Genomic DNA, 21,648 nt, shown 5'->3' with positions numbered 1-21,648 from the left:
GCGCACAATGCGCGCAAAAAAGCGGCCGGACCTGCACTAACAGGCCCAGCCGCATCCAATTGCCAAAATAAACAAATTTCGAGTCTGAGCACGATCCAACGCACGCACGCACTCGCTAGGCCGGCATCTGGTAGTCGCTGCGCGGAGCGCACGACAGATTTCGCTCGAACCCGGAGGGTTAAACGCTCGCGACCGGAGTCGATCTATCGGCCGCTCATCTACGACCCTACGCAGACCTGGCGGTCTCGGCGAGCTCGACCCGCGCGGTGTGGCGTTGAACGGCTTTGACGCGTCGTTTTGGTGGCGGTGAACACGCTGGGCCGACGAAACTGAGCCTCTACACAGCGCGGGTTCACTATCGGTGTCCTTGTGAATGTGCAGGTCGCTGGGGCATAATGACGATATCGGAACGCTGGTATCCAGCTACCGAATAATTTAATATTCGCCATCGTGCTTCAACTCTGAGTTGAAGGCGCGGTCGTTTCGAGGTCGTTGGGGAAGACGAACCTACTAGGAACGGAGAAACACGATGGATGCAGTACCAAACCGTCGGGCGCCGATTGCGCGGGGGATGCTTTTTGTGCACTCTTCTCCGCGAGCGGTCTGTCCTCATATTGAATGGTCTGCCGGTCGGGCCCTCGGGGAGGCTGTCAACTTCGATTGGTCAGAGCAGCCAGCTCTGCCCGGATCCCACCGGGCGGAGTATTACTGGGAAGGGTCTTCGGGTACCGGTGCCGCGCTCGCATCCGCTCTGCGCGGCTGGGAACAGCTGCGCTTTGAAGTCACCCAAGATGCTGGACCAGGTTTGGATGGTGGACGTTGGTTGCACACGCCCGAGCTGGGTATCTTCTACGCCCAGACCGACAGCGTGGGTAACGTGGTCGTGCCGGAAGATCGCATTCGATCCGCCATGGAGAGTGCGGGGGCTAACGCCATCGAGCTGCACCGGCAGTTGCGCCTGGCCCTCGGGCAATCCTGGGACGACGAACTTGAACCGTTTCGGCAGGCGAGCGACCTGAACGCCGTGGTCTGGCTGCACCAGGTCGGTTGATCAGCCACTTCTCGAGCGTGCAGTTCGCCCATTAAGCCGCCACCCGTCGATCAGCGTCGTTCCCGGTGGCAACCCCGCGAAGTCAGGCGACCCGCCTGACAGAAATGACCCCGCCCGCACCCGGGCGGGGTCATTCTCTTCTACCGGACTTTTAGATCGACCGGAACGCTACAACGGCATTGTGGCCGCCGAAGCCGAAGGAGTTGCTCAGCGCGAGTAGGTCTCCGGCCGGCAGGGCGCGCGGTGTGGTGACCACGTCAAGGGGAATCTCCGGATCCTGCAACGTGAGGTTGATCGTCGGCGGCGCGATGCGCTCGTCGAGAGCCTTCACCGTGAAGAAGGCTTCGAGAGCGCCAGCGCCACCGAGAAGGTGGCCGGTTGATGCCTTCGTGGCCGAGACCGGGATGCCGTCGAGCAGATCGCCGAACACGCGCTTGAGCGCGTTGTACTCGGCGATGTCACCAACCGGGGTGCTCGTGGCGTGGACGTTGATGTGAGAGACATCGGCGAGGGTCCCTCCGGCGTTCTCGATGGTCGAGCGCATTGCGCGGGCGGCCGCCGATCCTTCGGGGTCCGGCGCGGTCACGTGGTATGCATCGCTGTTGACAACGCCACCGAGCAGCTCGGCGTAAATGTGGGCGCCGCGCGCCTTTGCATGCTCCTCGGTCTCGATGACGAGGGCGGCTGCACCCTCGCCGAGAACGAAACCGTCACGAGTCACATCGTACGGGCGGCTCGCGGTAGCCGGGTCGTCGTTCCGGGTCGACAGGGCGTGCATCGCTGCAAACGACGCGATCGGCAGGGGGTGGATAGCTGCTTCTGAGCCTCCGGCGATGACGATATCGGCCAGTCCGGCTTGCAGGCGATTGTACGCGTTGATCAGCGCTTCGGTGCTCGACGCGCACGCGGAAACCACCGTGGTGATGCCGGCACGGGCGTGCAGGTCCATTCCAATGGCCGCCCCCGGACCATTGGGCATGAGCATCGGCACGGTCATCGGCAGCACGCGACGCGGGCCGCGTTCGCGCAGGGTGTCCCATGCATCCAGCAGGGTCCACACTCCGCCGATCCCGGTCGCCCAGTCCACGGCGAGGCGCTCAGGCTCGACCTCGGGGGAGCCGGCATCGGCCCACGCTTCGCGTCCGGCGATCAGGGCGAATTGGCTGGATGGGTCAAGACGCTTGACCTCAAATTTCTGCAGAACATCCACGGTTTTCACGCGTGCCTGTGCTGCGAAAGTTACGGGGATCGCTGTTTCAGCGACCCAGGCCTGCTCGAGGGTGGTTGCACCCGATTCGCCGGCCAGAAGGGCGGTCCAGGTGTCGACCGCCGTGCCGCCCAGCGGCGTAGTGGCACCGATGCCGGTGATAACGATTTTCTTGGTCATAAGTCAACTCTCCATGGAACGACAAACGTGTGGGCCGGTGCGTTGTGGCACCAGCCCAATGAACAGGTCGGCCGTTTTCCGACCGACCCGGTTCAGTCTTGGGTCTAGTCCTGTGCCTTCACGATGAACTCGACGGCATCGCCGACGGTCTTGAGGTTCTTGACCTCTTCGTCGGGGATCTTCACGTCGAACTTCTCTTCTGCGTTGACGACAATGGTCATCATCGAGATGGAGTCGATGTCCAAGTCGTCCGTGAACGATTTGCCCAGCTCAACCGTGTCGGTTGCAATTCCGGTCTCGTCGTTGATGAGCTCGGCCAGGCCGGTCAGAACTTCTGCGGTGGACAATGCCATGTTATTTTCTCCTTGAGGGTGTCTCGGTTGACCGAGACTTAGTTTAGAGGGTGGATAGGTTAGGGCAGCACAACGACTTGCGCACCGAACACGAGTCCGGCACCGAAGCCGATCTGCAGCGCGAGTCCGCCGCTGAGCTCTGGGTGTTCCTCGAGCAGGCGGTGGGTGGCGAGGGGGATTGAGGCCGACGACGTGTTACCGGTCGTGGCGACGTCGCGGGCGATGACGACGGATTCCGGCAACTTCAGCTGCTTGGCAAACTCATCGATGATACGCATGTTGGCTTGGTGGGGAATGAACGCGGCGAGGTCGGCGCTCTCGATTCCGGCTACTTCGAGGGCTTTCTTGGCTACCTTCGCCATGTCCCAAACGGCCCAACGGAAGACAGTTTGCCCTTGCTGACGCAGGGTTGGCCAGTCGGCCTCGCCGCGGCGGTACTCCTGCAGGGTGTGATTCATGTGAATCGCGTCTGCCTTGGATCCATCCGATCCCCACACCGTTGTGGAGATGCCCGGATAGTCACTCGGGCCGATGACGACAGCGCCAGCACCGTCGCCGAGCAGGAATGAGATGCTGCGGTCTCCGGGGTCGACGAGGTCGGAGAGCTTCTCAGCGCCCACGACGAGGGCGTAGTGGGCAGCCCCCGTGCGAATGAGCGCATCGGCTTGGGCGATGGCGTAGGCGTATCCGGCGCAGGCTGCATTGATGTCATAAGCTGCGGCAGGATTGCTGCCAACACGGTCGGCCAAAACGGCGGCCATTGATGGTGTCTGGCGTCCGTTGCTGATGGTGGCGACGATCACGGCATCAATGAGCGCCGGGTCAATGCCACTTTTCTCGATGGCTTCGCGGGCGGCATCCGTTGCCATGTCGATTGCTTCGATGTTCTGGCTGGCACGCGTGCGGGTGATGATGCCGGTGCGCTGCTGGATCCACTCGTCGGAGGAGTCAATCGCTGCGACGAGTTCGTCATTGGGTACGACGAGGTCGCCGCGGGCGGCGCCGATCGAGAGGATTCGGGTGTACTGCGCCCCGTGGGACTGCTTCAGTGTTGGCTTGGTCATTGTCTCTCTTATCAGTTTCAGGACTGCTGGTCGATCATGGCCCAAGCGGCGGGCAGGTCGTCCGGGGTCTTGATGGCGACGGTAGGAACGCCTTTGAGGGCTCGCTTTGCAAGACCGACGAGCGCGCCGGCGGGTGCGATCTCGATGATTCCGGTGACTCCCGCTCCGGCGAAAGCCTCCATGCACCTGTCCCACCGTACCGGCGATGACACCTGACCCACGAGCAGGTCCAGAAAACGGATGCCCGTGGCTACCTGGCTTCCGTCGCGATTGGTCCAGATGGGGAGGGTGGGATCGTTGGGGTTGAGCGAGCCGGCAACCACGGTCATCCGTTCGACGGCCGGTTGCATATAACGCGTATGGAATGCGCCGGCGACCTGGAGCGGGATGACTCGGGCGCGGTGCGGGGGAGCCGCGGCAAGTTCGGCGAGAGCGTCGAGTGCCCCGGCGACGACGATCTGACCACTGCCGTTAAAGTTGGCGGGTTCGAGGCCGAGCTCGGCCACCCGGGTGAGCAATTCGGTCTCGTCTGCACCGATCACGGCGCTCATGCCGGTGGGGACGAGCGCGGCGGCGGCCTGCATTGCCATGCCACGCTCTCGAACGAATCGCACCGCATCGGCGGTTTTCAGGATGCCCGCGCCCGCGGCGGCAGTGAGTTCTCCGACCGAGTGCCCGGCGATCCCGGCAACGCGGTCTCGGCGACCATCCGTGAGCAGCGCTTCAAGCGTCAGGATGCCTGCGGCGACGATGAGGGGCTGGGCAATCGCCGTGTCGCGGATGGTATCGGCGTCGCTGACCGTGCCGTGGGTGACGAGGTCTAGGTCGACGTCGCTCGAGATTTGCCGTAAGCCGGCATCGAAGGCAGGCAGAGCCAGCCAGGGTTCGAGGAATCCGGGAGTTTGGGAGCCCTGACCCGGGCAGACGACAACGATCACTTACTCAGTCTTCCAATCGGGGCCCGGAAATGAATGTACAGATGGCACTAAGTATTTCCAAAACCTTTGTAGATTCCTGCAGCCTGAGCCCTCGGGGAGGGATTTTGATTTCTCAGCTCGTGATCGGTGGCGGGATCATTCCCGGTCGTGGGCCGATTCAGAATGCGCCGCGCCGGCCGTCGTGTGGGCGTCGGCTACGCCGCTCGCTCCACGCCCACCCCGGTACCGCCACAGACCTACGCCCACGAGCAGCCCGGCCAGCAGGAGGGACAGCGCGAGCGACTCGCGCGTTGCCGGGATGATCAACATGCCCGCAAGCAGGGCGAGGATGCTGAGGATGGTGAACCAGGTGAGGTACGGGAACAACCACATTTTGAGCGAGAGCGCTCTGGCGGCATCCGGTCCCATTCGGCGACGCAGGATCAGCTGCGAAGCCGCAATCACGAGCCAGACGAACAAGGCGATGGCGCCGGAGGTGTTCACCAGGAATAGGAATACGGTGTCAGGGGCAAGGTAGTTGAGACCGACGGTCACAAACCCAACGATGGTCGAAGCGAGCACGGCGCTGCGCGGCACCCCACGGGCCGAGATCTTTCCCCAGGAACGGGGAGCGTCGCCGCGGGTGGAGAGCGAAAATAACATTCGGCTCGCGGTATAGAGGCCGGAGTTGAGGCAGGACAGAACGGAAGTGAGCACGATCACGTCCATGATCGTGCCTGCACCGGGAATCCCGTAGAGCTCGATGGCCGCCACATACGGACTCTTCGCTACGGAGGCACTGTCCCAGGGCAGCAGGGTGACGACAATGGCGATCGAGCCGATGTAGAAGATCAGGATTCGCCACACGGTGGACCTCACGGCCTGACGAACAGCGGCCACGGGGTTTTGTGATTCCCCAGCGGCGATGGTCGCAATCTCGGCGCCGAAGAAGGAGAAGACGACCACGAGCACTCCACCGAGTACCGCTCCCGCACCGTTGGGAAAGAATCCGCCACGATCAATGAGGTTGTCGAGGCCGGGCGCAGACACACCGGGCATGAAGCCGAGGATGGCCACGATGCCCAGCACCAGGAAGACCACAATGGCCGCCACCTTGATGGAAGCGAACCAAAATTCAAACTCCCCAAACGATTTCACCGACGCCACGTTTGTGAAGGTGAGTAGCACCATGAGCAGGAGAGCCCATACCCATTGATCGACCTCCGGTACCCAACGATGCACGATCGCCGCGCCCGCGGTTGCCTCGATCCCGAGGACGATGATCCAAAACCAGGCATAGAGCCAGCCGATACTGAACCCGGCCCAGCGGCCGAGAGCCCGGTCGGCGTAGGCCGAGAACGACCCGGTCTCCGGGCTCGCCGCCGCCATTTCGCCGAGCATCCGCATCACCAGAATGACGACGAGGCCCGCGGCGGCGTAGGCCACCAGAATTCCGGGGCCGGCTTGCTGGATCGCCGCTCCGGAACCCACGAACAGGCCGGCTCCGATTACTCCCGCGATCGCGATCATCGAGAGGTGACGGGGTTTGAGGCTGCGTGTCAGTTCACTGGCCTGTGGAGCGACGCTGGCGGCTCCAGTCGGTTTCGCAGCACCTTCGGTCGCGGATTTCGGGAATGGCGGCATGACACGCTCCAAGTCTGAATAGGGCAGTTCTCATTCCCCGCGCTATGAAATCGCGGACCTTCATGAGCGGCGGCGGCTGGACCCATCGTGGTCGCTGATCGAACCGATGATCAGCGCGGACTGCAAAATGAGCGCCTCGCGGGCTCCCGTGGCGTCGTAGCCGATGACTTCGGACACTCGTTTCAGGCGGTACCGCACGGTGTTGGGATGCACGAATAGTTCACGCGCGGTTGCCTCCAGCGAGCGGCCGTTGTCGAGGTAGCACCACAGAGTGGTGAGCAGCTCGGTAGAGTGCGCTTGCAGGGGTCGATAGATGCGATGGATGAGTGTGGCGCGAGCGAGCGGATCACCGGCCAGGGCACGTTCGGGGAGCAGGTCGTCGGCCTGCACTGGCCGTGGAGCGTTGCGCCATGAGCGGGCGACGGCGAAACCGGCCAGCGCCGCCTTGGCACTCTTTGATGCGTCCACAAGGTTGGGAACCTCGTGGCCCAGCACCAGGTGCCCAGGGCCGAAGATCGGCTCTAACTGCATGGCGATCTCCATAAAAGTGAGCGCTGCGGCCGTGCCGACGTCGTCGCTGTCTGCCGGGGCGGGGCGTGCGCGACCGATCACGAGCACGAGGCGGTTTCCCTGTACGCCGATGAGGACGTCGGCGGCCATGTGCCGGGCGGCTCGGCGCAATTGGTCGACGTCGAGCATCTGCGGGGTAGTGCCGACCAAGACGCACACTTCGCCGTGGCCGTGCCAACCCAGGGCGGCGATCCGGCTGGGCAGTTCGTCGTCATATTCACCGCTGAGAATGGAATCAACGACGAGAGCTTCGAGTCGCGCGTCCCAGAGCCCGCGTGCCTCGGCAGCCCGAGCGTAGACATCTGCTGCTCCGAAGGCAATCTCTCGCGAGTAGAGCAGAATCGCTTCGCGGAGGGCCTCGCCGCCGTCCTTGACGCGCTCCTCGACGACCTCAACCGTCACGCGGATCAGTTGCAGCGTCTGCTGCAGACTCACCGAGCGCAGCAACTCTCGCGGGGCAGCACCGAAGACGTCCGCGGCGATCCACGGCGTTGACCGTGGATCGTCGAACCAGGAGATGAAACTCGTGATCCCGGCCTGGGCGACCAGGCCGACGGCGGACCGCCGCCCTGGTGGCATGTCGCCATACCAGGACAGCGTGTCTTCGAGTCGTTTGAGCGTCTGAGTCGACAGTTCACCCGAGATGGTGCGTAACCAGTTGAGAGTCTGTTCTTTCGTTTTGGGCGCCGGTGCCACGGTTTCTTAGCTCTCGCCCCCGGCAGAGCCGGTGGTGCCCGCGCTCACATCGTGCAGGCGGTACTTGGCGATCGCCTGGCCCGCGAGGCTGCGGTCTACTTCGCCGCGACGAGCCAGCAGCTCCAGGGTGCGCACGACCATAGACGGACCGTCGATCTTGAAGAATCGGCGTGCCGCCGGACGGGTGTCCGAGAAGCCGAAGCTGTCGGCACCGAGTGTCGCGAAGTCGCCCGGAACAAACTGTCGAATCTGATCTGGAACGGCGTGCATGAAGTCGGACACGGCGACGAAGGGACCGGCTGCGCCTTGGAGCTTCGTGGTGACATACGGGATACGGGGCTCATCGTCGGGGTTGAGGAAGTTGTGCTCCTCAGCGGCGAGACCATTGCGGCGCAGTTCGGTCCATGAGGTGACCGACCAGACGTCGGCCGAGACACCCCAGTCATCGGCGAGCAGCTGCGCAGCTTCCAGTGCCCACGGTACGGAGACGCCGGAGGCAAGCAACTGCGCCTTCGGTCCGGCGACAGCAGATGCGCTAACCCGGTGAATACCGTGCAGGATGCCGTCCACATCGACATCGGCGGGTTCGACCGGTTGTACGGCCGGCTCGTTGTAGACCGTGACGTAGTACATGACGTTCGGGTCAGTGTGGGTGCCGCCGTACATGCGCTCAAGTCCGGCGCGCACGATGTGGCCGATCTCGTACCCGTACGCCGGGTCGTAGGAGACGACGGCCGGGTTGGTCGATGCCAGCAGTGGCGAGTGACCGTCGGCGTGCTGCAGACCTTCCCCGGTCAGCGTCGTGCGCCCGGCCGTGGCACCGACGATGAACCCGCGGCTCATCTGGTCGCCGGCGGCCCACAAAGCGTCGCCGGTGCGCTGGAAACCGAACATGGAGTATAACACGTAAACCGGAATGAGCGGTTCGCCCTGCGTGGAATACGACGTGCCCACATTGGTGAAAGCAGCGGCGGCGCCGGCCTCGTTGATGCCAACGTGCAGAATCTGGCCCTGCGGGCTCTCCTTATAGGCGAGCAGCTGGGCGTGGTCGACCGACGTGTAGTGCTGGCCGTTGGGGTTGTAGATCTTCGCGTTGGGGAAGAACGCGTCGATGCCGAAGGTACGAGCCTCGTCGGGGATGATCGGAACGATGCGGTTTCCAAAGTCCTTGGCGCGCAACAACTCCTTGAGTAGACGCACGAACGCCATGGTCGTGGCGATCTCCTGGGTTCCCGACCCCTTCTTGGCGACCGCGTAGGTCTCATCCCCGGGCAGGTTGAGCTTGGTGTGGGTGGTGCGTCGCTCCGGCAGATAGCCGCCGAGCGCACGCCGACGCTCGTGCATGTACTCGATCGCCTCGTCCTTGTCGCCGGGGGTGTAGTACGGCGGCAGGTAGGGGTTTTCCTCGAGCTGGGCATCCGTGATCGGTACGTGCATGCTGTCACGGAACGACTTGAGGTTGTCGAGGGTCATCTTCTTCATCTGGTGGGTCGCGTTGCGACCCTCGAAGCTCGGACCGAGGCCGTAGCCCTTGACCGTTTTCGCCAGGATGACGGTGGGCTGGCCGGTGTGCTCCGAAGCGGCCTTGAACGCGGCATAGACCTTGCGGTAGTCGTGTCCACCGCGCTTGAGGTTCCAGACCTCGTCGTCGCTGAGGTGCTCGACGAGCTTGAGCGCACGCGGGTCACGGCCGAAGAAATTCTCGCGCACGTAGGCGCCGCTTTCGGCCTTGTACGTCTGGTAATCACCATCGGGCGTGACGTTCATCAGGTTGATCAGGGCGCCGTCTACGTCGTTCTTGAGGAGGCTGTCCCACTCCCGGCCCCAGACCACCTTGATGACGTTCCAGCCAGCACCACGGAAGAAGCTTTCGAGCTCCTGGATGATTTTGCCGTTACCGCGAACGGGGCCGTCAAGGCGCTGAAGATTGCAGTTGATGACAAAGTTGAGGTTGTCGAGGCCCTCGTTAGCGGCAACCTGCAGCTGGCCGCGGCTTTCCACCTCGTCCATTTCACCGTCGCCGAGGAATGCCCAGACCTGCTGGTCGCTGGCATCTTTGATGCCCCGGTTGGTCAGGTAGCGGTTGAGCTGCGCCTGATAGATCGCATTGATCGGGCCGAGACCCATGGAGACGGTGGGGAACTGCCAGAATTCCGGCATGAGGCGCGGGTGCGGATATGACGAGATGCCATCGGGGGCGTGCGATTTTTCCTGACGGAAACCGTCGAGCTGGTTCTCGGTCAGCCGGCCTTCGAGGAAGGCGCGCGCATAGGTGCCGGGGGAGGCGTGGCCCTGAATGAAAATCTGGTCGCCACCGCCCGGGTGGTCCTGACCGCGGAAGAAGTGGTTGAAACCAACTTCATACAGGGCAGCGGAGGACGCGTAGGTGGAGATGTGGCCACCCACGGCAATGCCCGGGCGCTGCGCGCGGTGCACCAGAACGGCAGCGTTCCAGCGAATCCACGCCCGGTAGCGACGCTCAATATCTTCGTCACCCGGAAAGTCGGGTTCGTTCTCCGGGGCGATGGTGTTGATGTAGTCCGTCGTCGGAACCATGGGAACGCCCAGATGAAGCTCTTTCGAACGCTTCAAGAGGCTCAACATGATCTCGCGGCCGCGCTCGTGGCCGTGTTCAGCAACGAGCGAATCGAGGGATTGCGACCACTCCGCCGTTTCCTCCGGATCGGAGTCGGCGTTGTTCTTCGAGTACGGGTCCTGGTCGTTGACCGTCACGGTCGACCTCTCTCTGGGGGTTATGCAGCGATGGTGTCCCGAGGGCGGGGGCAATCTTTGCCACCACGAGGGCACGTGCCGTAAGTAAGCAGGTTGGACTGCAACCGGTGGCACCACATAAGCCTACAGATCTCACTCGATGTCCGCGTACGGGGGTACCAACGGCCGAAAACTCACCCGGGCAAGCGGGGCGGTCTGTGAAACCACGCACGTTGCCGGGCTAGAGTGTGTCACCGGCCAATCCGTGCGTCAACGGCGCACCAGGAAAGGAGCATTAATGGCTCTCGAGAACGATACTCAGGCACCCGATTTCAAGCTCACCAACCAGTTCGGTGAGAGCGTGCAACTCAGTCAGTACCGAGGAATGAAGTCAGTAGCGCTCGTTTTCTTTCCATTGGCATTCTCCGGAATCTGCAGCGGAGAACTCTGTGAATTGCGCGACAACCTTGCACTGTTCCAAGACGGCGGCGTCGAGCTGATCGGCATTTCGGTCGACTCTCGACACGCCCTTCGCGCGTTCGGTGAGCAGGAAAAATATTCGTTTGACCTGGTCGCTGATTTTTGGCCGCACGGCGCGGTCGCGAAGGAATATGGCGTCTTTCTCGAGGAGAAGGGGTTCGCCAATCGCGCGACTTTCCTGATCGATCCAAGCGGTATTATTCGGGCCAGTTTTATCACCGCGCCGGGCGAGGCGCGTTCGATTGACGCCTACCGGGCTGCCCTCGAAGAGCTCGCACCCGTCCTGTGACCCCCTCGCGTCGTCAAACCTGCGTCGACACTGACCTATACTGAACACACCCGAACAGTGAGACGTCGGGGCCTTTAGCTCAGTTGGTAGAGCGCCACGTTTACACCGTGGATGTCATCGGTTCGAGCCCGGTAGGGCCCACAAGTAAAACGCCTGTTCAGAAAGAATATCTGGGGTATCGCCTCGCAGAGTCGGCTCGCAAATCGACCTGTCAGGTGGTGAGGCGTCGGTGAGCGTGCACCGCAGCAGCAACGAGCCCGATCTCGTGCGTCAGATCAGCGACACGCTCGCACCGACCAGGGGTCGTCTGGTCTTCAACGGCTTCCCGACGGGGGTTTCGGTTGTCATGGGCTCAGCACCACGAGACGATTCCCCGTCACATGGACGGCGCTCTGGTGCTGCCCCGCTGACCCGGCAGGGCGAGATGGCCCGGCGCGTCCTACGGCGCCACCGTGACGCACGAAATCGCTCCTGAGGGGGTTCTCAGGAGCGATTTCGTGTGGGTAATTCAGATCAGGCTGTCGGGTCAGTTGCCCGTGTATCGGAAGATGTAGAGCCCGAAATCACGGTCGCTGGCCGCAACGTATTCGACGCCGTTGTTCTCGAACACGTCCACACCCCAGAAGTTGTTGCCGCCCTCGTCAATGAAGCGACCGGTCTCGACGAGTTTGTCGTCGATGATTTTGGTCACTCGAAATCCTCCCGCGTAATACGAGAAGTACGCCAGGTCGGCCCGCTGTTTGGACGTGGCCACCTCGTGAACCGAGAGGTCGCCGAAGCCCACAGCGTAGGCAGGGTCCATGGCTTCGGGAATTGCATAGGTGTCCAGCTCGGACATCTTTCCCGTCGAGTTGTCGAAGAGGTGCACATAACCCCAACCGTCGAAGAACGCGCGCAAGGAAACGAGGTCTCCGACGGCGCCCAGACTCAGGCCGGGAATCAGGCTGGCAGCGCCGGCGAGGCAGGCCGCGTTATCGTAGGAGGCCTCGAGGTCGAAGAAACCGAATCCGGTTTGACGGTCGACCGAAGAGGTCCGGATGTTGCCGGCGACGCTCATCCCGAATGCGCCGCATCCGTCGGTACCCTCGCGGTTGATGATGACGATTCCGTCGTAGCCGCCAGCCGTTTCAACGTTCGCCACCTTCTCGGTGAACGCGCAGAGACCACGGGTGACGATCGCGATCTGGCTGCCGCTCGCGGTGACCGGCGCCGGTGGCACAACCGGATCACCGGAACATGCTTGTCCCGCGTAGACGGCATCACCGGTCAGCGACTCCCCGCCTTGCAGCTGCGGTGTGTCGCTGCCCTGCGAGATCTGAAACGGTGTCGCGGAGTCATCCGTGGTGCCCTCCGCGCCGTTGGGCGCGAAGTCCTCGTCGGCACCGATTACGAACCTGTTGTCTAGGGTGAACTCGCCCTGGTGGCCGTTGCCTTCAGGCTTCTCGATCAGGCCTGCCGACTCCTGAAGCTGCGGGTCGGGGTTGGTGAAGTCCGTATCGCCGACATAGATCGGGTTGTGCACGTCGGTCATGTCAACGGTGACGTATCCGGCGTCCCAGTAGGACAACAGCATCACCTGTTTTCCGGCGATCTGCTTGACGACGAGGTCGTGGAGAAACACCTCGGTCAGGTTCGACGGTGCGTTCTGGAGGATCTGCGGGAAGGTCTTGTCCAGATCGTATTCGGCGGTGAGGAACGGCTTCTTCGGGTTCGTGATGTCCATAATGTCGACATCGGTGCCCTCTTCGTTGTCAACGATGACCGCGTACGCCTTGTCGCCGGCATCCCACGCGAAGACGCTGTGGGTCTGGTTGGAGGTCTTCTTGCCCTGACCATCGGCTGTTGAATCGCCAATGCCCACGGCGAGTGGTGTGGGGTGCTCGGGATTCGTCACGTCATAGAGATTCATGCCGCCGAACCCTGCTTTGTCCTTGCACTTCTCGTTATTGGTGACGAGCACGTCGCCGGTAAAGGCTGGCGTATCGAGTTGAAGGGCCTGGACACCCTCGCCCGGGTAGCTGCCCTCCTTGGACTGGATAAACGCGACCTCCTTCGGCTTCGCGGGTTCCTTGATATCCACGACGTGCACCCCGTTGTAGGTGCACGACACGACGCCCCACGCAGCAAGGTAGGCATAGTCCTTGAAGACGCCCACATCGGCGATCTTCTCGGGCACCGCGTTCTTCATCTTCAGTTTGGAGACTACGTTGATATTGGACTGTGTTGCCGGCAGATGACCGGCCGTTTCGCCGTGCTGATGGGCGTCGCGAGCGCCGTCGGCGGTCGATAGCGCGCCGTCGTTCCCGGGTCGGGCCGATGCAACGGATGTTGTGGCGAGGATCAACGCTGCGACGGACACCAGCGTCAGTCCAGCGCGAATGGCAGGTGATTTGACCATGACACTCCTTCGGTGCGGAATTTTAAATCGAATGTTCGAACCGTAGTCCGCCCATACACGCTTTGGCAAGGAAGTACAAATCGACCAGGATGTGGCCGCCACGGCGACGCGGTGCGCATGCGTCGCCATGGCCTACCCCTCGCGGTGGCCTTCGAACCGAATTCTCTGTCGGGCGATGAACTGCGCCTCGCGGAAATCACCCCCTCGCCGCGGGCCGTGTGCATCGAGCGCAATGGGGACACTTTTGGAGGTCTTGGCTATGGACGGCGAGGGACCATGGCGGGTGATTCTCTACGATCCGACGCGCATCGTGCAGGCGCTTCGTTTTGTTCGAGCGTGGCTTCCGGTCGACGATGTGTGCTCGCTGCCGTGCGTGCGGCTGGATGCCCTGAACCGGCGCGGGCGTTAGACCTCGGGGTTATACGTGCGCCGGGACTCGTGGTGCCAGCGGCACAGGGTTTCGATCCACTCCTGTGACCAATCAATCGTGCCCGGGGTGCGGCTGCAGCGCTCACAGGTGGTTGGAGAGCGCGTCTGTGCTCGGGACACAGCTTCGCGGGTTGCAGGGGCGCGGGCTGTCACGCTGTCGGCGGGTTCGAGTGTGACTCGGAACTCACCGCATTTCTGCCGGACGCTTGTTAATCGAAAGCGTGGGTCAACGGACAGCAGGACGGCCGAGAGCGTGACCAGAACCCGTGGGGGAAAGTCCTATGGACTCTTGCATTCTGTGGCCTCATGAGGGCCTGACGCCGTCGGTCCGCGGGAGCCCAGGGTCACGACCAGCAGCAGAATTCGCCACAATCCCGGATTGTCGGGCAAGTTACCGCAAATGCGCAGTCTCTCGAGAGCCCGTGTTCTTTCGGATCCTCATTGAATGTGTGTGCGACCGGACCTTTACACCGTGGATGTCATCGGTTCGAGCCCGGTAGGGCCCACATTCAGCAGACTTAGCCACCATCTGCCAGCACGACCCAGCGGGTGGAAGGCGATGTACGCGAGCACCTCGCCTAGCGCGTTCCGGGTTCGCACCGAGGGCTGAGCCGGAGATACCACCACCGCCCAGGCGCGTGCTGATCTTGTTGCCCTCGGCATCCCGCAGGAGCGCGCCATACGCGAGTGCGATATCGTTCGTCGGGAATTACAGCATGCGCTCAACGCACCTGGGGCGTGCCTCAACGTTTGAACATGCGAGATAGCTAAAATTCCATCCCATTGGGGTAGACCGGGCATATACTATCAGCGCGACCCTGGACCTTGGACGTAGGCGAATTTTCCGCGAGCTTTCGAGGGGCGATCATGAAACGCATATTTCATCCTGGCGGTTCAGTAATAACCGGCAGCGATCTCGCTGATGCGGTCCTTCTCTACGCGGAGGCGCTCTGCAACCGCCGGCAAGTGGATGTCGTCGATATCCCAGTGATGGGCGATAACGGAAGTCTGCTGCGGGCCCAGTTCCTGATCGGTTCGTCGAGCCAGCTGGTGAGCGTCACGGCCGACGGCCTGTCGCCAGAACTGGTTGAACCGGAGACCACCGATTTTCTGCACCGCAAAGCCCAGACCGGGGCCATGATCCCCGCCGCCTGGACCCGGGAAGAATCGGCTGCTGCGCAGTTCGACGAATTCGACTACTGAGCCTTTTCGTCGAACATGGAACGTCGGGTTGCTCCGTGTCCGACGAAGCTCCAGTGCCGGTCGCCCAGTAGGCTGAGCTAGTGTCATTCTCGCTAGCCGACTTTACTCGAGTCGCCCATACCCTGTGGCCCCTCGACGGTGCTGAAGACTGGGATCGGCCGGGCTTGGTCAGCGGAAATCCGTCGCGGCCGGTGCGCCGCATCCATCTCGCGGTTGATGCCACGTCCCAAACCGTCGAGGAGGCCATCCAGGCCGAGGCTGACGTGCTGCTGACGCACCATCCGCTGCTTTTGCACGGAGTCACAAGTGTCGCCGAAGATCGCTACAAGGGTGCGTTGCTCAGCCGGCTCATTCGTGCCGACTGCGCATTGCTGGCCGCGCATACGAACGCTGACGTTGTCGCAGACGGCGTGTCCGACATTATTGCCACGCACCTGAAGCTGGCTGATGTGATCCCCATTTCCGAGAGCGTTGCCCCCGGCACCGGCATTGGTCGCGTGGGACGTTTAACCCAGCCAACAACGCTGGGACACCTCGCGCACACCATGCTGGCACTATTGCCGGCTACGGCGTCAGGTGTGCGTGTCGCGGGCGATTATGCCGCAGCGGTCACCACCATCGCGTTGTGTGGCGGCGCAGGCGATTCGTTACTGCGCCACCCCAGAGTAATCACAGCGGATGTCTACATCACCTCCGACCTGCGTCATCACCCTGCCTCCGAAGCCCGAGAGCAGGCGCTCTGCGCGGGCGGCCCCGCCCTGATGGACGTGTCGCACTGGGCCAGCGAATGGCTCTGGCTGGAACCAGCTGCCGTGCAGCTACGAGCTGCCCTCCCCGGGACCACTGTCACGGTGAGTGAGCTGAACACCGATCCCTGGGATTTCGCCGTTGTGCATTGACTCGTGCACTAACCTCCCAGTCTCCCTATTTTTTCGAACCACATCTCATTTTTAGCGTTAGGTCAGGACATCGTGAAGGCATCACCACTCCAGCAGAAGGAACTTCTGCGGCTTCAAGCCCTGGATATCAAGGTTCTTCAGATCAGGCACCAGTCAAAGTCGCTCGCGGCGCACGCCGAACTGGCCGCGCTCAATCGCGAAGCGGAAGCCAGCCGTATGAAGCTGCTCGGGCGAACGGGCGAACTAGACGACGTACGCACCGAACTGGGACGCATCGAGAGCGACGTCGAGGTTGTTGAGAAGCGCATCAGTCGCGACACCGACCGCCTTCAGCACACTTCGTCGGTCAAGGATATCCAGGCTCTCGACTCCGAAATCGCCTCGCTCAAAAAACGTCTGTTCGACCTCGAAGAGATCGAGATCGCCGTGTTGGAGCGTCAGGAAGAGCATGAAGCGGCCGTCGCCGTCGTAACACAGGAACGCGATGCCATCGCCAAGCGCGTGAGCGCGACCGAGTCCGCGCGCGACGAGGTGCTCCATGACCTCACGCGCCAGCTCGGCGAACTGACCCGCGACCGAGCCGCCGTAGCCGCCACCATTCCTGATGACCTCGCGACCCTCTACGAGCGGTTGCGTATCTCCGGCCATGGCAACGCCGCGGCGCTGCTCCGAGCCCGTACCTGCAGCGGCTGCACAATGACCATCACGGGGAGCGACCTCGCCGACGTTCGCCAGGCACCCGCCGACGAGGTCATCTTCTGCCCCGACTGTGGTGCCGTGCTGGTACGCACCGAAGAGTCCGGAATCTAATAACGGTTCGCGGTGGGCCGCGCGCCCGGTAGACTCAACCTTCGGAATGGGTCGGCAAGACGGTCGCGTCATTTGTTGGATCTTCGGATCTCGCGGATGCCGAGGAACGTCCGGGCTCCACAGAGCAGGATGGTGGGTAACACCCACCCGGGGTAACCCGCGAGACAGTGCCACAGAAAGTAAACCGCCATTTGCGCCCCGCCTTCGGGTCGGGTGTGGTGGTAAGGGTGAAACGGTGGTGTAAGAGACCACCAGAGGCCAGGGTGACCTGGTCGGCTCGGTAAACCTCGTCCGGAGCAAGGTCAGACAGAAAGCGCTAAGGCTGCTCGCCGAGCTTTCGGGTAGACCGCTAGAGGGCTGCGGTAACGTAGTCACGAGATAGATGGCCGTCGATGGTGTGTGAACACCTGGACAGAACCCGGCGTACTAGCCGGCCCATTCCACCCCACCGTACCGACGAACCCGGCGCCCACCCGGGCGGGTCCGCAGCGACGCGGACCTGCCTGGGTCGGGTAGCGCTGTCGGACTAACCCGGAAAGCGGGCAGCCAAAGCCGCCGCACCCAGAATTCCGGCGTTGTTGCGGTGGACAGCGGGGATGATGCGCGTCTTCAGATTGAGCAACGGCAGAAAGTTCCCATGGTGCTTGGAGACCCCTCCTCCGACGATGAACAGGTCGGGGGAGAAGAGCCGTTCCAGCGTTGAGTAATACTTCTGCAAGCGTGCGGCCCACGTTTCCCAGCTGAGATCGTCACGTTCCTTGGCGGAGTAAGCCGCGCGCGTTTCGTAGTCATGCCCGTCGATCTGCAGGTGGCCCAGTTCCGTATTGGGCACCAGCACGCCGTCGTTCAACAGGGCTGAACCGATCCCGGTACCGAGCGTGGTCAACAGCACAACGCCAGCGACACCCTTGGCCGCACCAAACTGTGCTTCAGCGTAACCGGCAGCATCTGCGTCATTGACGAAGTGAATCGGCAGACCGAGGCCCTTTTCAAACAGGGCTTCAGCGGCAAGGCCAATCCACTTCGACGATACGTTCGCCGCTGACATGGTGTGACCGCTCTTGACGACGGCGGGAAAACACACGCCGACCGGAAGGTCGCCGACGCCTTTCGAAACGGTGGAGAGCAGGGTGCGAGTTGTCTCGACGATGTCCTGCGGGCGCCCCCCTTTGGGCGTGGGCAACTTCACTCGGTCGGTCAAAAGCTCACCGGTGGCCAGGTCGACCACCGCCCCCTTGATTCCCGTGCCGCCGATGTCGATTCCAATGGCCGTCGTTGCAGTCATGTGTTGATCCTCTGTCTATTCGAAAACCGGGTCAGGCTAAGGTCAGGATTTCAGCGCCGCGCTCGGTCACTACGAGTGTGTGTTCGAATTGAGCTGTCATGCTACGGTCGCGGGTGAGAACCGTCCAGTCATCGCTCCAGATGTCCCAGTCGCTGGTTCCCAGGGTGAGCATCGGCTCGATGGTGAAGACCATGCCGACCTCCATGACCGTGTCGAACTGCGGTGCGTCATAGTGCGGGATGATGAGGCCGGAGTGAAAGGCTTCGCCAACGCCGTGCCCCGTATAGTCGCGCACAACGCCGTAGTTGAACCGCTTGGCGTAGGACGCGATGGTGCGACCGATCACATTGACCTGGCGCCCAGGGGCAACGGCTTTGATGCCGCGCGCGAGCGCCTCCCTGGTTCGTTCGACCAATAGCGTCACCTCCTCGGTGGCTTCGCCCACAATGAACGTGACGTTGGTGTCGCCGTGCACGCCGTTCTTGTACGCCGTGATGTCAATGTTGACGATGTCACCATTGTCGAGCACCGTGTTATCGGGGATTCCATGGCAAATGACCTCATTCACCGAACTGCACAGTGATTTGGGGTAGCCGCGGTAGCCCAGGGTCGAAGGGTAGGCATCGTTGGCAACCAGGTAGTCATGACCGATCTGGTCCAGTTGCTCGGTGGTGACGCCGGGAACGATGGCTCGACCGACAGCGGCAATCGCCTCAGCGGCGATGCGGCCGGAGTGACGAATAAGCTCGATCTTTTCGGTCGAATAGACGTCAGATCCGGTGAACGGGCTCGGCCCCTTCTTGCCCACGTACTCTGGACGAACGATGTGTGATGGGACGGAACGGGTCGATGACACCGTTCCCGGGATGAGGTGACCGATCGAATCCTTAGGCATAGGATCAAGCTTATGGCCGACGACAAAGAACACGCATTCTGGTACAACATGCGCACGGGCGAAGTGGAGCACGGTTTTCAGTCGCCATCGCTGGATCGGGTGGGGCCATTCCCTACCCGGGACGAGGCAGTTCATGCTCTGGAGAAACTGCGCGCCAACAGCGCCAAGTGGTCGGAAGACGACGCTCGGGACGCCCGCTAACCGTTGAGCGCGCGCTACTCGTAGGTGTGCTCTGTTGCCGGGTATGCCCCAGAGGCAACGTCAGCGGTGAACCGCTGCACAGCATCCGTCAGCACCGCTCGAACGTCGGCGTACTGACGCACGAACTTCGGTACTCGACCACTGGTCATGCCAGCAAAGTCCGTCCACACGAGCAGCTGCCCGTCAACGGATGGCCCCGCCCCGACCCCGATAGTCGGGATCGACAGTCGCTCCGTGACGAGGGCGGCGACGGACGCCGGTACCATCTCCAGGACAACGGCGAAGGCGCCGGCGTCCTGCACCGCGAGGGCGTCCGCGATGAGTGTCTCGGCGGCGTCTCCACGACCCTGAATGATATGGCCACCCAAGCCATGTTCGCTTTGCGGAGTGAATCCCACATGGCCCATGACGGGGATGCCAGCCGAGACGATGCGCCTGATCTGTTTATGGCTGCGCTGGCCGCCCTCGAGTTTCACCGCGTGCGCCTGGGCCTCTTTCATGAACCGCACGGCGGTCGAGAGAGCCTGATCCGCGCCGCTCTCGTACGAACCGAACGGCATATCGGCCACAACGAAGGCACGGGTCACTGCCCGAGCAACAGCACGGGTCAGAGGAATGAGCTCGTCAACCGTGACGGGGAGAGTGGTCTCGTACCCGAAGACATTGTTGCCGGCTGAATCGCCCACCAGGAGAAAGTCGATTCCGGCCGCATCAAAAATTTGGGCAGTGAGCATGTCGTAGCTCGTCAGGCCCGTAATGGGGATTCCCTGGGCCTTCGCGTTCTGAAAGTGCCGCGTGCGTACCCGCTTGGGCCCGGAAACCGCGCTATAGGGGTGCTGCACGGCGGCATCGGCGCCCGCCGGATCGGGCTCTGGTGCTGTCAACTCTGGCATGCAACAAGTGTAGTCAGGCGAGCAATCATGCTCGGAGCCAGTAGCCTAGACAGCAGGTATTGAGGACGGTAGCTATTTAGGTGCGTCCCCGTTGGAGCAATCAGAAAGAGCGTGAATGGACAAGCAGCGCGACTTCGTTCTTCGGACCATCGAGGAGCGAGGAATCAAGTTCATTCGGCTTTGGTTCACCGACGTCGTCGGTACCCTCAAATCGGTGGCCATTGCACCCGCCGAGGTCGAGGGCGCGTTCAACGAAGGCCTCGGGTTCGACGGTTCCGCCATCGAGGGCCTCACCCGCTCCTTTGAAGCGGATGTCCTGGCTCACCCAGATCCCACCACGTTCCAGATTCTGCCCTGGCGCGGGGAAGTCGATCCCACCGCCCGCATGTTCTGCGACATCACCACACCCGACGGCCAGCCCGCCGTCGCCGACCCCCGCAACGTGCTCAAGCGCACCCTGGCCAAAGCGGCCGACCGTGGCTTCACGTTCTACACCCACCCCGAGGTGGAGTTCTACCTGCTCAAGTCGTCGAAGTACGGCAAGAACGGTCCGACTCCGGTCGACTCGGCCGGCTACTTCGATAATGTTCCCGGTGGAACCGCCCACGATTTCCGTCGCCGCTCGGTGCGCATGCTCGAAGACCTCGGAATTTCCGTTGAATTCAGCCACCACGAGGCGGGTCCCGGCCAGAACGAAATCGACCTGCGCTATGCCGACGCTCTGACGACCGCGGACAACATCATGACCTTCCGTACGGTGGTCAAGGAAGTCGCGATCGAGCAGGGCGTGTACGCGACGTTCATGCCCAAGCCCATGTCGGAGCATCCCGGATCGGGCATGCACACGCACATGTCGCTGTTCGAGGGTGACGCAAACGCGTTCTACGAGGCCGGTGCTCAATACCAGCTCTCCAAGATCGGCCGCCAGTTCATCGCCGGCCTGCTCAAGCACGCCCCCGAGATCACCGCGGTGACCAATCAATTCGTGAACTCGTACAAGCGACTGTGGGGTGGCGATGAGGCTCCGAGCTTCGTTTGCTGGGGTCACAACAACCGCTCAGCGCTGGTGCGCGTACCGCTGTACAAGCCGAACAAGGGCCAGAGTGCCCGTGTTGAATATCGAGCGATCGACTCCGCGGCCAACCCTTACCTCGCCTACTCCCTCATGCTGGCCGCCGGCCTCAAGGGCATCGAGGAGGGCTACGAGTTGCCGCCGGAGGCCGAAGACAATGTGTGGAGCCTCAGCGACACCGAGCGTCGTGCGCTCGGATACACGCAGCTGCCGGCCAGCCTCGATCATGCTATTCAATTCATGGAGGAGTCCGAGCTCGTCGCGGAGACGCTGGGCGAACAGGTCTTCAACTATGTTCTGCTCAACAAGCGGCAGGAGTGGCGGGACTACCGGTCACAGGTCACCCCGTTCGAACTTCAAAAAAACCTGGAGATGCTCTAACTCGCCAGTGGTGTCGCTG

19 protein-coding genes, 1 tRNA gene and 1 other RNA gene are annotated in these 21,648 nt (G+C 62.3%); 10 read left to right on the top strand and 11 right to left on the bottom strand.

Translation table 11 applies throughout. The features are described from left to right. Positions 1-529 precede the first annotated feature (529 nt). Complete coding sequence (locus CXY83_RS15000; protein ID WP_233200975.1) at positions 530-1,051, top strand: DUF3145 domain-containing protein; 522 nt, start codon at positions 530-532, stop codon at positions 1,049-1,051. Positions 1,052-1,202: 151 nt separating this feature from the next. On the opposite strand, the gene CXY83_RS14995 is transcribed toward CXY83_RS15000, so the two are convergent. The 7 genes from CXY83_RS14995 to aceE all read right to left on the bottom strand — a co-directional run bounded on the left by CXY83_RS14995 (position 1,203) and on the right by aceE (position 10,415). Further along, a complete protein-coding gene (locus tag CXY83_RS14995) occupies positions 1,203-2,438 on the bottom strand; it encodes a beta-ketoacyl synthase (protein WP_104198091.1) in 1,236 nt (411 codons plus the stop codon). A gap of 104 nt (positions 2,439-2,542) precedes the next feature. After that, positions 2,543-2,791, bottom strand: coding sequence for an acyl carrier protein (locus tag CXY83_RS14990; RefSeq protein ID WP_104129202.1), 249 nt, complete (start codon positions 2,789-2,791; stop codon positions 2,543-2,545). Positions 2,792-2,850: 59 nt separating this feature from the next. Beyond that, entirely contained in the window at positions 2,851-3,855 is a 1,005-nt protein-coding gene (locus CXY83_RS14985; protein WP_104198090.1) for a beta-ketoacyl-ACP synthase III, read from the bottom strand. A 17-nt stretch (positions 3,856-3,872) separates the two neighbouring features. Then, entirely contained in the window at positions 3,873-4,793 is a 921-nt protein-coding gene (locus CXY83_RS14980; protein ID WP_104198089.1) for an ACP S-malonyltransferase, read from the bottom strand. 135 nt (positions 4,794-4,928) lie between these two features. Next, positions 4,929-6,416 (bottom strand): amino acid permease, encoded by a 1,488-nt coding sequence (locus tag CXY83_RS14975; protein WP_104198088.1) that lies wholly within the window; start codon positions 6,414-6,416, stop codon positions 4,929-4,931. A gap of 60 nt (positions 6,417-6,476) precedes the next feature. After that, the gene (locus tag CXY83_RS14970; RefSeq protein ID WP_104129198.1) at positions 6,477-7,682 is read right to left on the bottom strand and encodes a CdaR family transcriptional regulator; all 1,206 of its coding nucleotides are present in this window, start codon (positions 7,680-7,682) and stop codon (positions 6,477-6,479) included. 6 nt (positions 7,683-7,688) lie between these two features. Further along, entirely contained in the window at positions 7,689-10,415 is a 2,727-nt protein-coding gene (aceE, locus tag CXY83_RS14965; RefSeq protein WP_104198087.1) for a pyruvate dehydrogenase (acetyl-transferring), homodimeric type, read from the bottom strand. Positions 10,416-10,692: 277 nt separating this feature from the next. Here aceE and CXY83_RS14960 point away from each other — a divergent pair, with 277 nt between their 5' ends. Both CXY83_RS14960 and CXY83_RS14955 read left to right on the top strand, forming a co-directional pair. Beyond that, positions 10,693-11,163, top strand: coding sequence for a peroxiredoxin (locus CXY83_RS14960; protein WP_104198086.1), 471 nt, complete (start codon positions 10,693-10,695; stop codon positions 11,161-11,163). A gap of 68 nt (positions 11,164-11,231) precedes the next feature. Next, a tRNA-Val gene (locus tag CXY83_RS14955) sits at positions 11,232-11,304 on the top strand. A gap of 385 nt (positions 11,305-11,689) precedes the next feature. Here CXY83_RS14955 and CXY83_RS14950 read toward each other — a convergent pair. Further along, the gene (locus CXY83_RS14950; RefSeq protein ID WP_104198085.1) at positions 11,690-13,561 is read right to left on the bottom strand and encodes a PA domain-containing protein; all 1,872 of its coding nucleotides are present in this window, start codon (positions 13,559-13,561) and stop codon (positions 11,690-11,692) included. A 259-nt stretch (positions 13,562-13,820) separates the two neighbouring features. On the opposite strand from CXY83_RS14950, the gene CXY83_RS17680 reads away from it, so the two are divergent. The 5 genes from CXY83_RS17680 to rnpB all read left to right on the top strand — a co-directional run bounded on the left by CXY83_RS17680 (position 13,821) and on the right by rnpB (position 17,344). Next, positions 13,821-13,970 carry a hypothetical protein gene (locus CXY83_RS17680; protein WP_158251892.1) on the top strand — a complete coding sequence of 50 codons (150 nt, stop codon included), beginning with the start codon at positions 13,821-13,823 and terminating at the stop codon, positions 13,968-13,970. An 887-nt stretch (positions 13,971-14,857) separates the two neighbouring features. Further along, complete coding sequence (locus CXY83_RS14945) at positions 14,858-15,193, top strand: hypothetical protein (protein ID WP_104198084.1); 336 nt, start codon at positions 14,858-14,860, stop codon at positions 15,191-15,193. A gap of 80 nt (positions 15,194-15,273) precedes the next feature. Beyond that, positions 15,274-16,092: a Nif3-like dinuclear metal center hexameric protein gene (locus CXY83_RS14940; RefSeq protein ID WP_104198083.1), complete on the top strand. Its 819-nt coding sequence runs from the start codon at positions 15,274-15,276 to the stop codon at positions 16,090-16,092. Between the two features lie 72 nt (positions 16,093-16,164). Further along, positions 16,165-16,902, top strand: coding sequence for a zinc ribbon domain-containing protein (locus CXY83_RS14935; protein WP_104198082.1), 738 nt, complete (start codon positions 16,165-16,167; stop codon positions 16,900-16,902). 47 nt (positions 16,903-16,949) lie between these two features. After that, an RNA gene (gene rnpB / locus CXY83_RS14930) (RNase P RNA component class A) lies at positions 16,950-17,344 on the top strand. A gap of 84 nt (positions 17,345-17,428) precedes the next feature. Here rnpB and ppgK read toward each other — a convergent pair. Both ppgK and map read right to left on the bottom strand, forming a co-directional pair. Beyond that, positions 17,429-18,187: a polyphosphate--glucose phosphotransferase gene (gene ppgK, locus CXY83_RS14925; protein ID WP_104198081.1), complete on the bottom strand. Its 759-nt coding sequence runs from the start codon at positions 18,185-18,187 to the stop codon at positions 17,429-17,431. Positions 18,188-18,218: 31 nt separating this feature from the next. Then, a complete protein-coding gene (map, locus tag CXY83_RS14920; RefSeq protein WP_104198080.1) occupies positions 18,219-19,082 on the bottom strand; it encodes a type I methionyl aminopeptidase in 864 nt (287 codons plus the stop codon). A gap of 12 nt (positions 19,083-19,094) precedes the next feature. Between map and CXY83_RS14915 the strand changes: the two genes are divergently transcribed. Further along, positions 19,095-19,283: an SPOR domain-containing protein gene (locus CXY83_RS14915; RefSeq protein ID WP_104198079.1), complete on the top strand. Its 189-nt coding sequence runs from the start codon at positions 19,095-19,097 to the stop codon at positions 19,281-19,283. A gap of 14 nt (positions 19,284-19,297) precedes the next feature. Here CXY83_RS14915 and panB read toward each other — a convergent pair whose 3' ends face one another. Continuing rightward, complete coding sequence (gene panB / locus CXY83_RS14910; RefSeq protein WP_104198078.1) at positions 19,298-20,176, bottom strand: 3-methyl-2-oxobutanoate hydroxymethyltransferase; 879 nt, start codon at positions 20,174-20,176, stop codon at positions 19,298-19,300. A gap of 115 nt (positions 20,177-20,291) precedes the next feature. Between panB and CXY83_RS14905 the strand changes: the two genes are divergently transcribed. Next, positions 20,292-21,629 carry a glutamine synthetase family protein gene (locus CXY83_RS14905; RefSeq protein WP_104198077.1) on the top strand — a complete coding sequence of 446 codons (1,338 nt, stop codon included), beginning with the start codon at positions 20,292-20,294 and terminating at the stop codon, positions 21,627-21,629. The last annotated feature ends 19 nt before the right edge of the window (positions 21,630-21,648 follow it).

It is taken from the genome of Cryobacterium sp. M15, assembly GCF_002929675.1.
In the GTDB taxonomy this organism is placed as follows: domain Bacteria; phylum Actinomycetota; class Actinomycetes; order Actinomycetales; family Microbacteriaceae; genus Cryobacterium; species Cryobacterium lyxosi.
Note: the sequence above shows the minus strand (reverse complement) of the source record. Positions and strands in the feature narration are given on the sequence as shown.

Coding starts and splice junctions, on each gene's coding strand:
- CXY83_RS15000 (WP_233200975.1), top strand. CDS start 530: ATGGATGCAGTACCAAACCGTCGGGCGCCGATTGCGCGGGGGATGCTT.
- CXY83_RS14985 (WP_104198090.1), bottom strand. CDS start 3,855: ATGACCAAGCCAACACTGAAGCAGTCCCACGGGGCGCAGTACACCCGA.
- CXY83_RS14995 (WP_104198091.1), bottom strand. CDS start 2,438: ATGACCAAGAAAATCGTTATCACCGGCATCGGTGCCACTACGCCGCTG.
- CXY83_RS14990 (WP_104129202.1), bottom strand. CDS start 2,791: ATGGCATTGTCCACCGCAGAAGTTCTGACCGGCCTGGCCGAGCTCATC.
- CXY83_RS14905 (WP_104198077.1), top strand. CDS start 20,292: ATGGACAAGCAGCGCGACTTCGTTCTTCGGACCATCGAGGAGCGAGGA.
- CXY83_RS14960 (WP_104198086.1), top strand. CDS start 10,693: ATGGCTCTCGAGAACGATACTCAGGCACCCGATTTCAAGCTCACCAAC.
- panB (WP_104198078.1), bottom strand. CDS start 20,176: ATGCCAGAGTTGACAGCACCAGAGCCCGATCCGGCGGGCGCCGATGCC.
- CXY83_RS14950 (WP_104198085.1), bottom strand. CDS start 13,561: ATGGTCAAATCACCTGCCATTCGCGCTGGACTGACGCTGGTGTCCGTC.
- CXY83_RS14975 (WP_104198088.1), bottom strand. CDS start 6,416: ATGCCGCCATTCCCGAAATCCGCGACCGAAGGTGCTGCGAAACCGACT.
- CXY83_RS14945 (WP_104198084.1), top strand. CDS start 14,858: ATGAAACGCATATTTCATCCTGGCGGTTCAGTAATAACCGGCAGCGAT.
- CXY83_RS17680 (WP_158251892.1), top strand. CDS start 13,821: ATGGACGGCGAGGGACCATGGCGGGTGATTCTCTACGATCCGACGCGC.
- ppgK (WP_104198081.1), bottom strand. CDS start 18,187: ATGACTGCAACGACGGCCATTGGAATCGACATCGGCGGCACGGGAATC.
- map (WP_104198080.1), bottom strand. CDS start 19,082: ATGCCTAAGGATTCGATCGGTCACCTCATCCCGGGAACGGTGTCATCG.
- CXY83_RS14915 (WP_104198079.1), top strand. CDS start 19,095: ATGGCCGACGACAAAGAACACGCATTCTGGTACAACATGCGCACGGGC.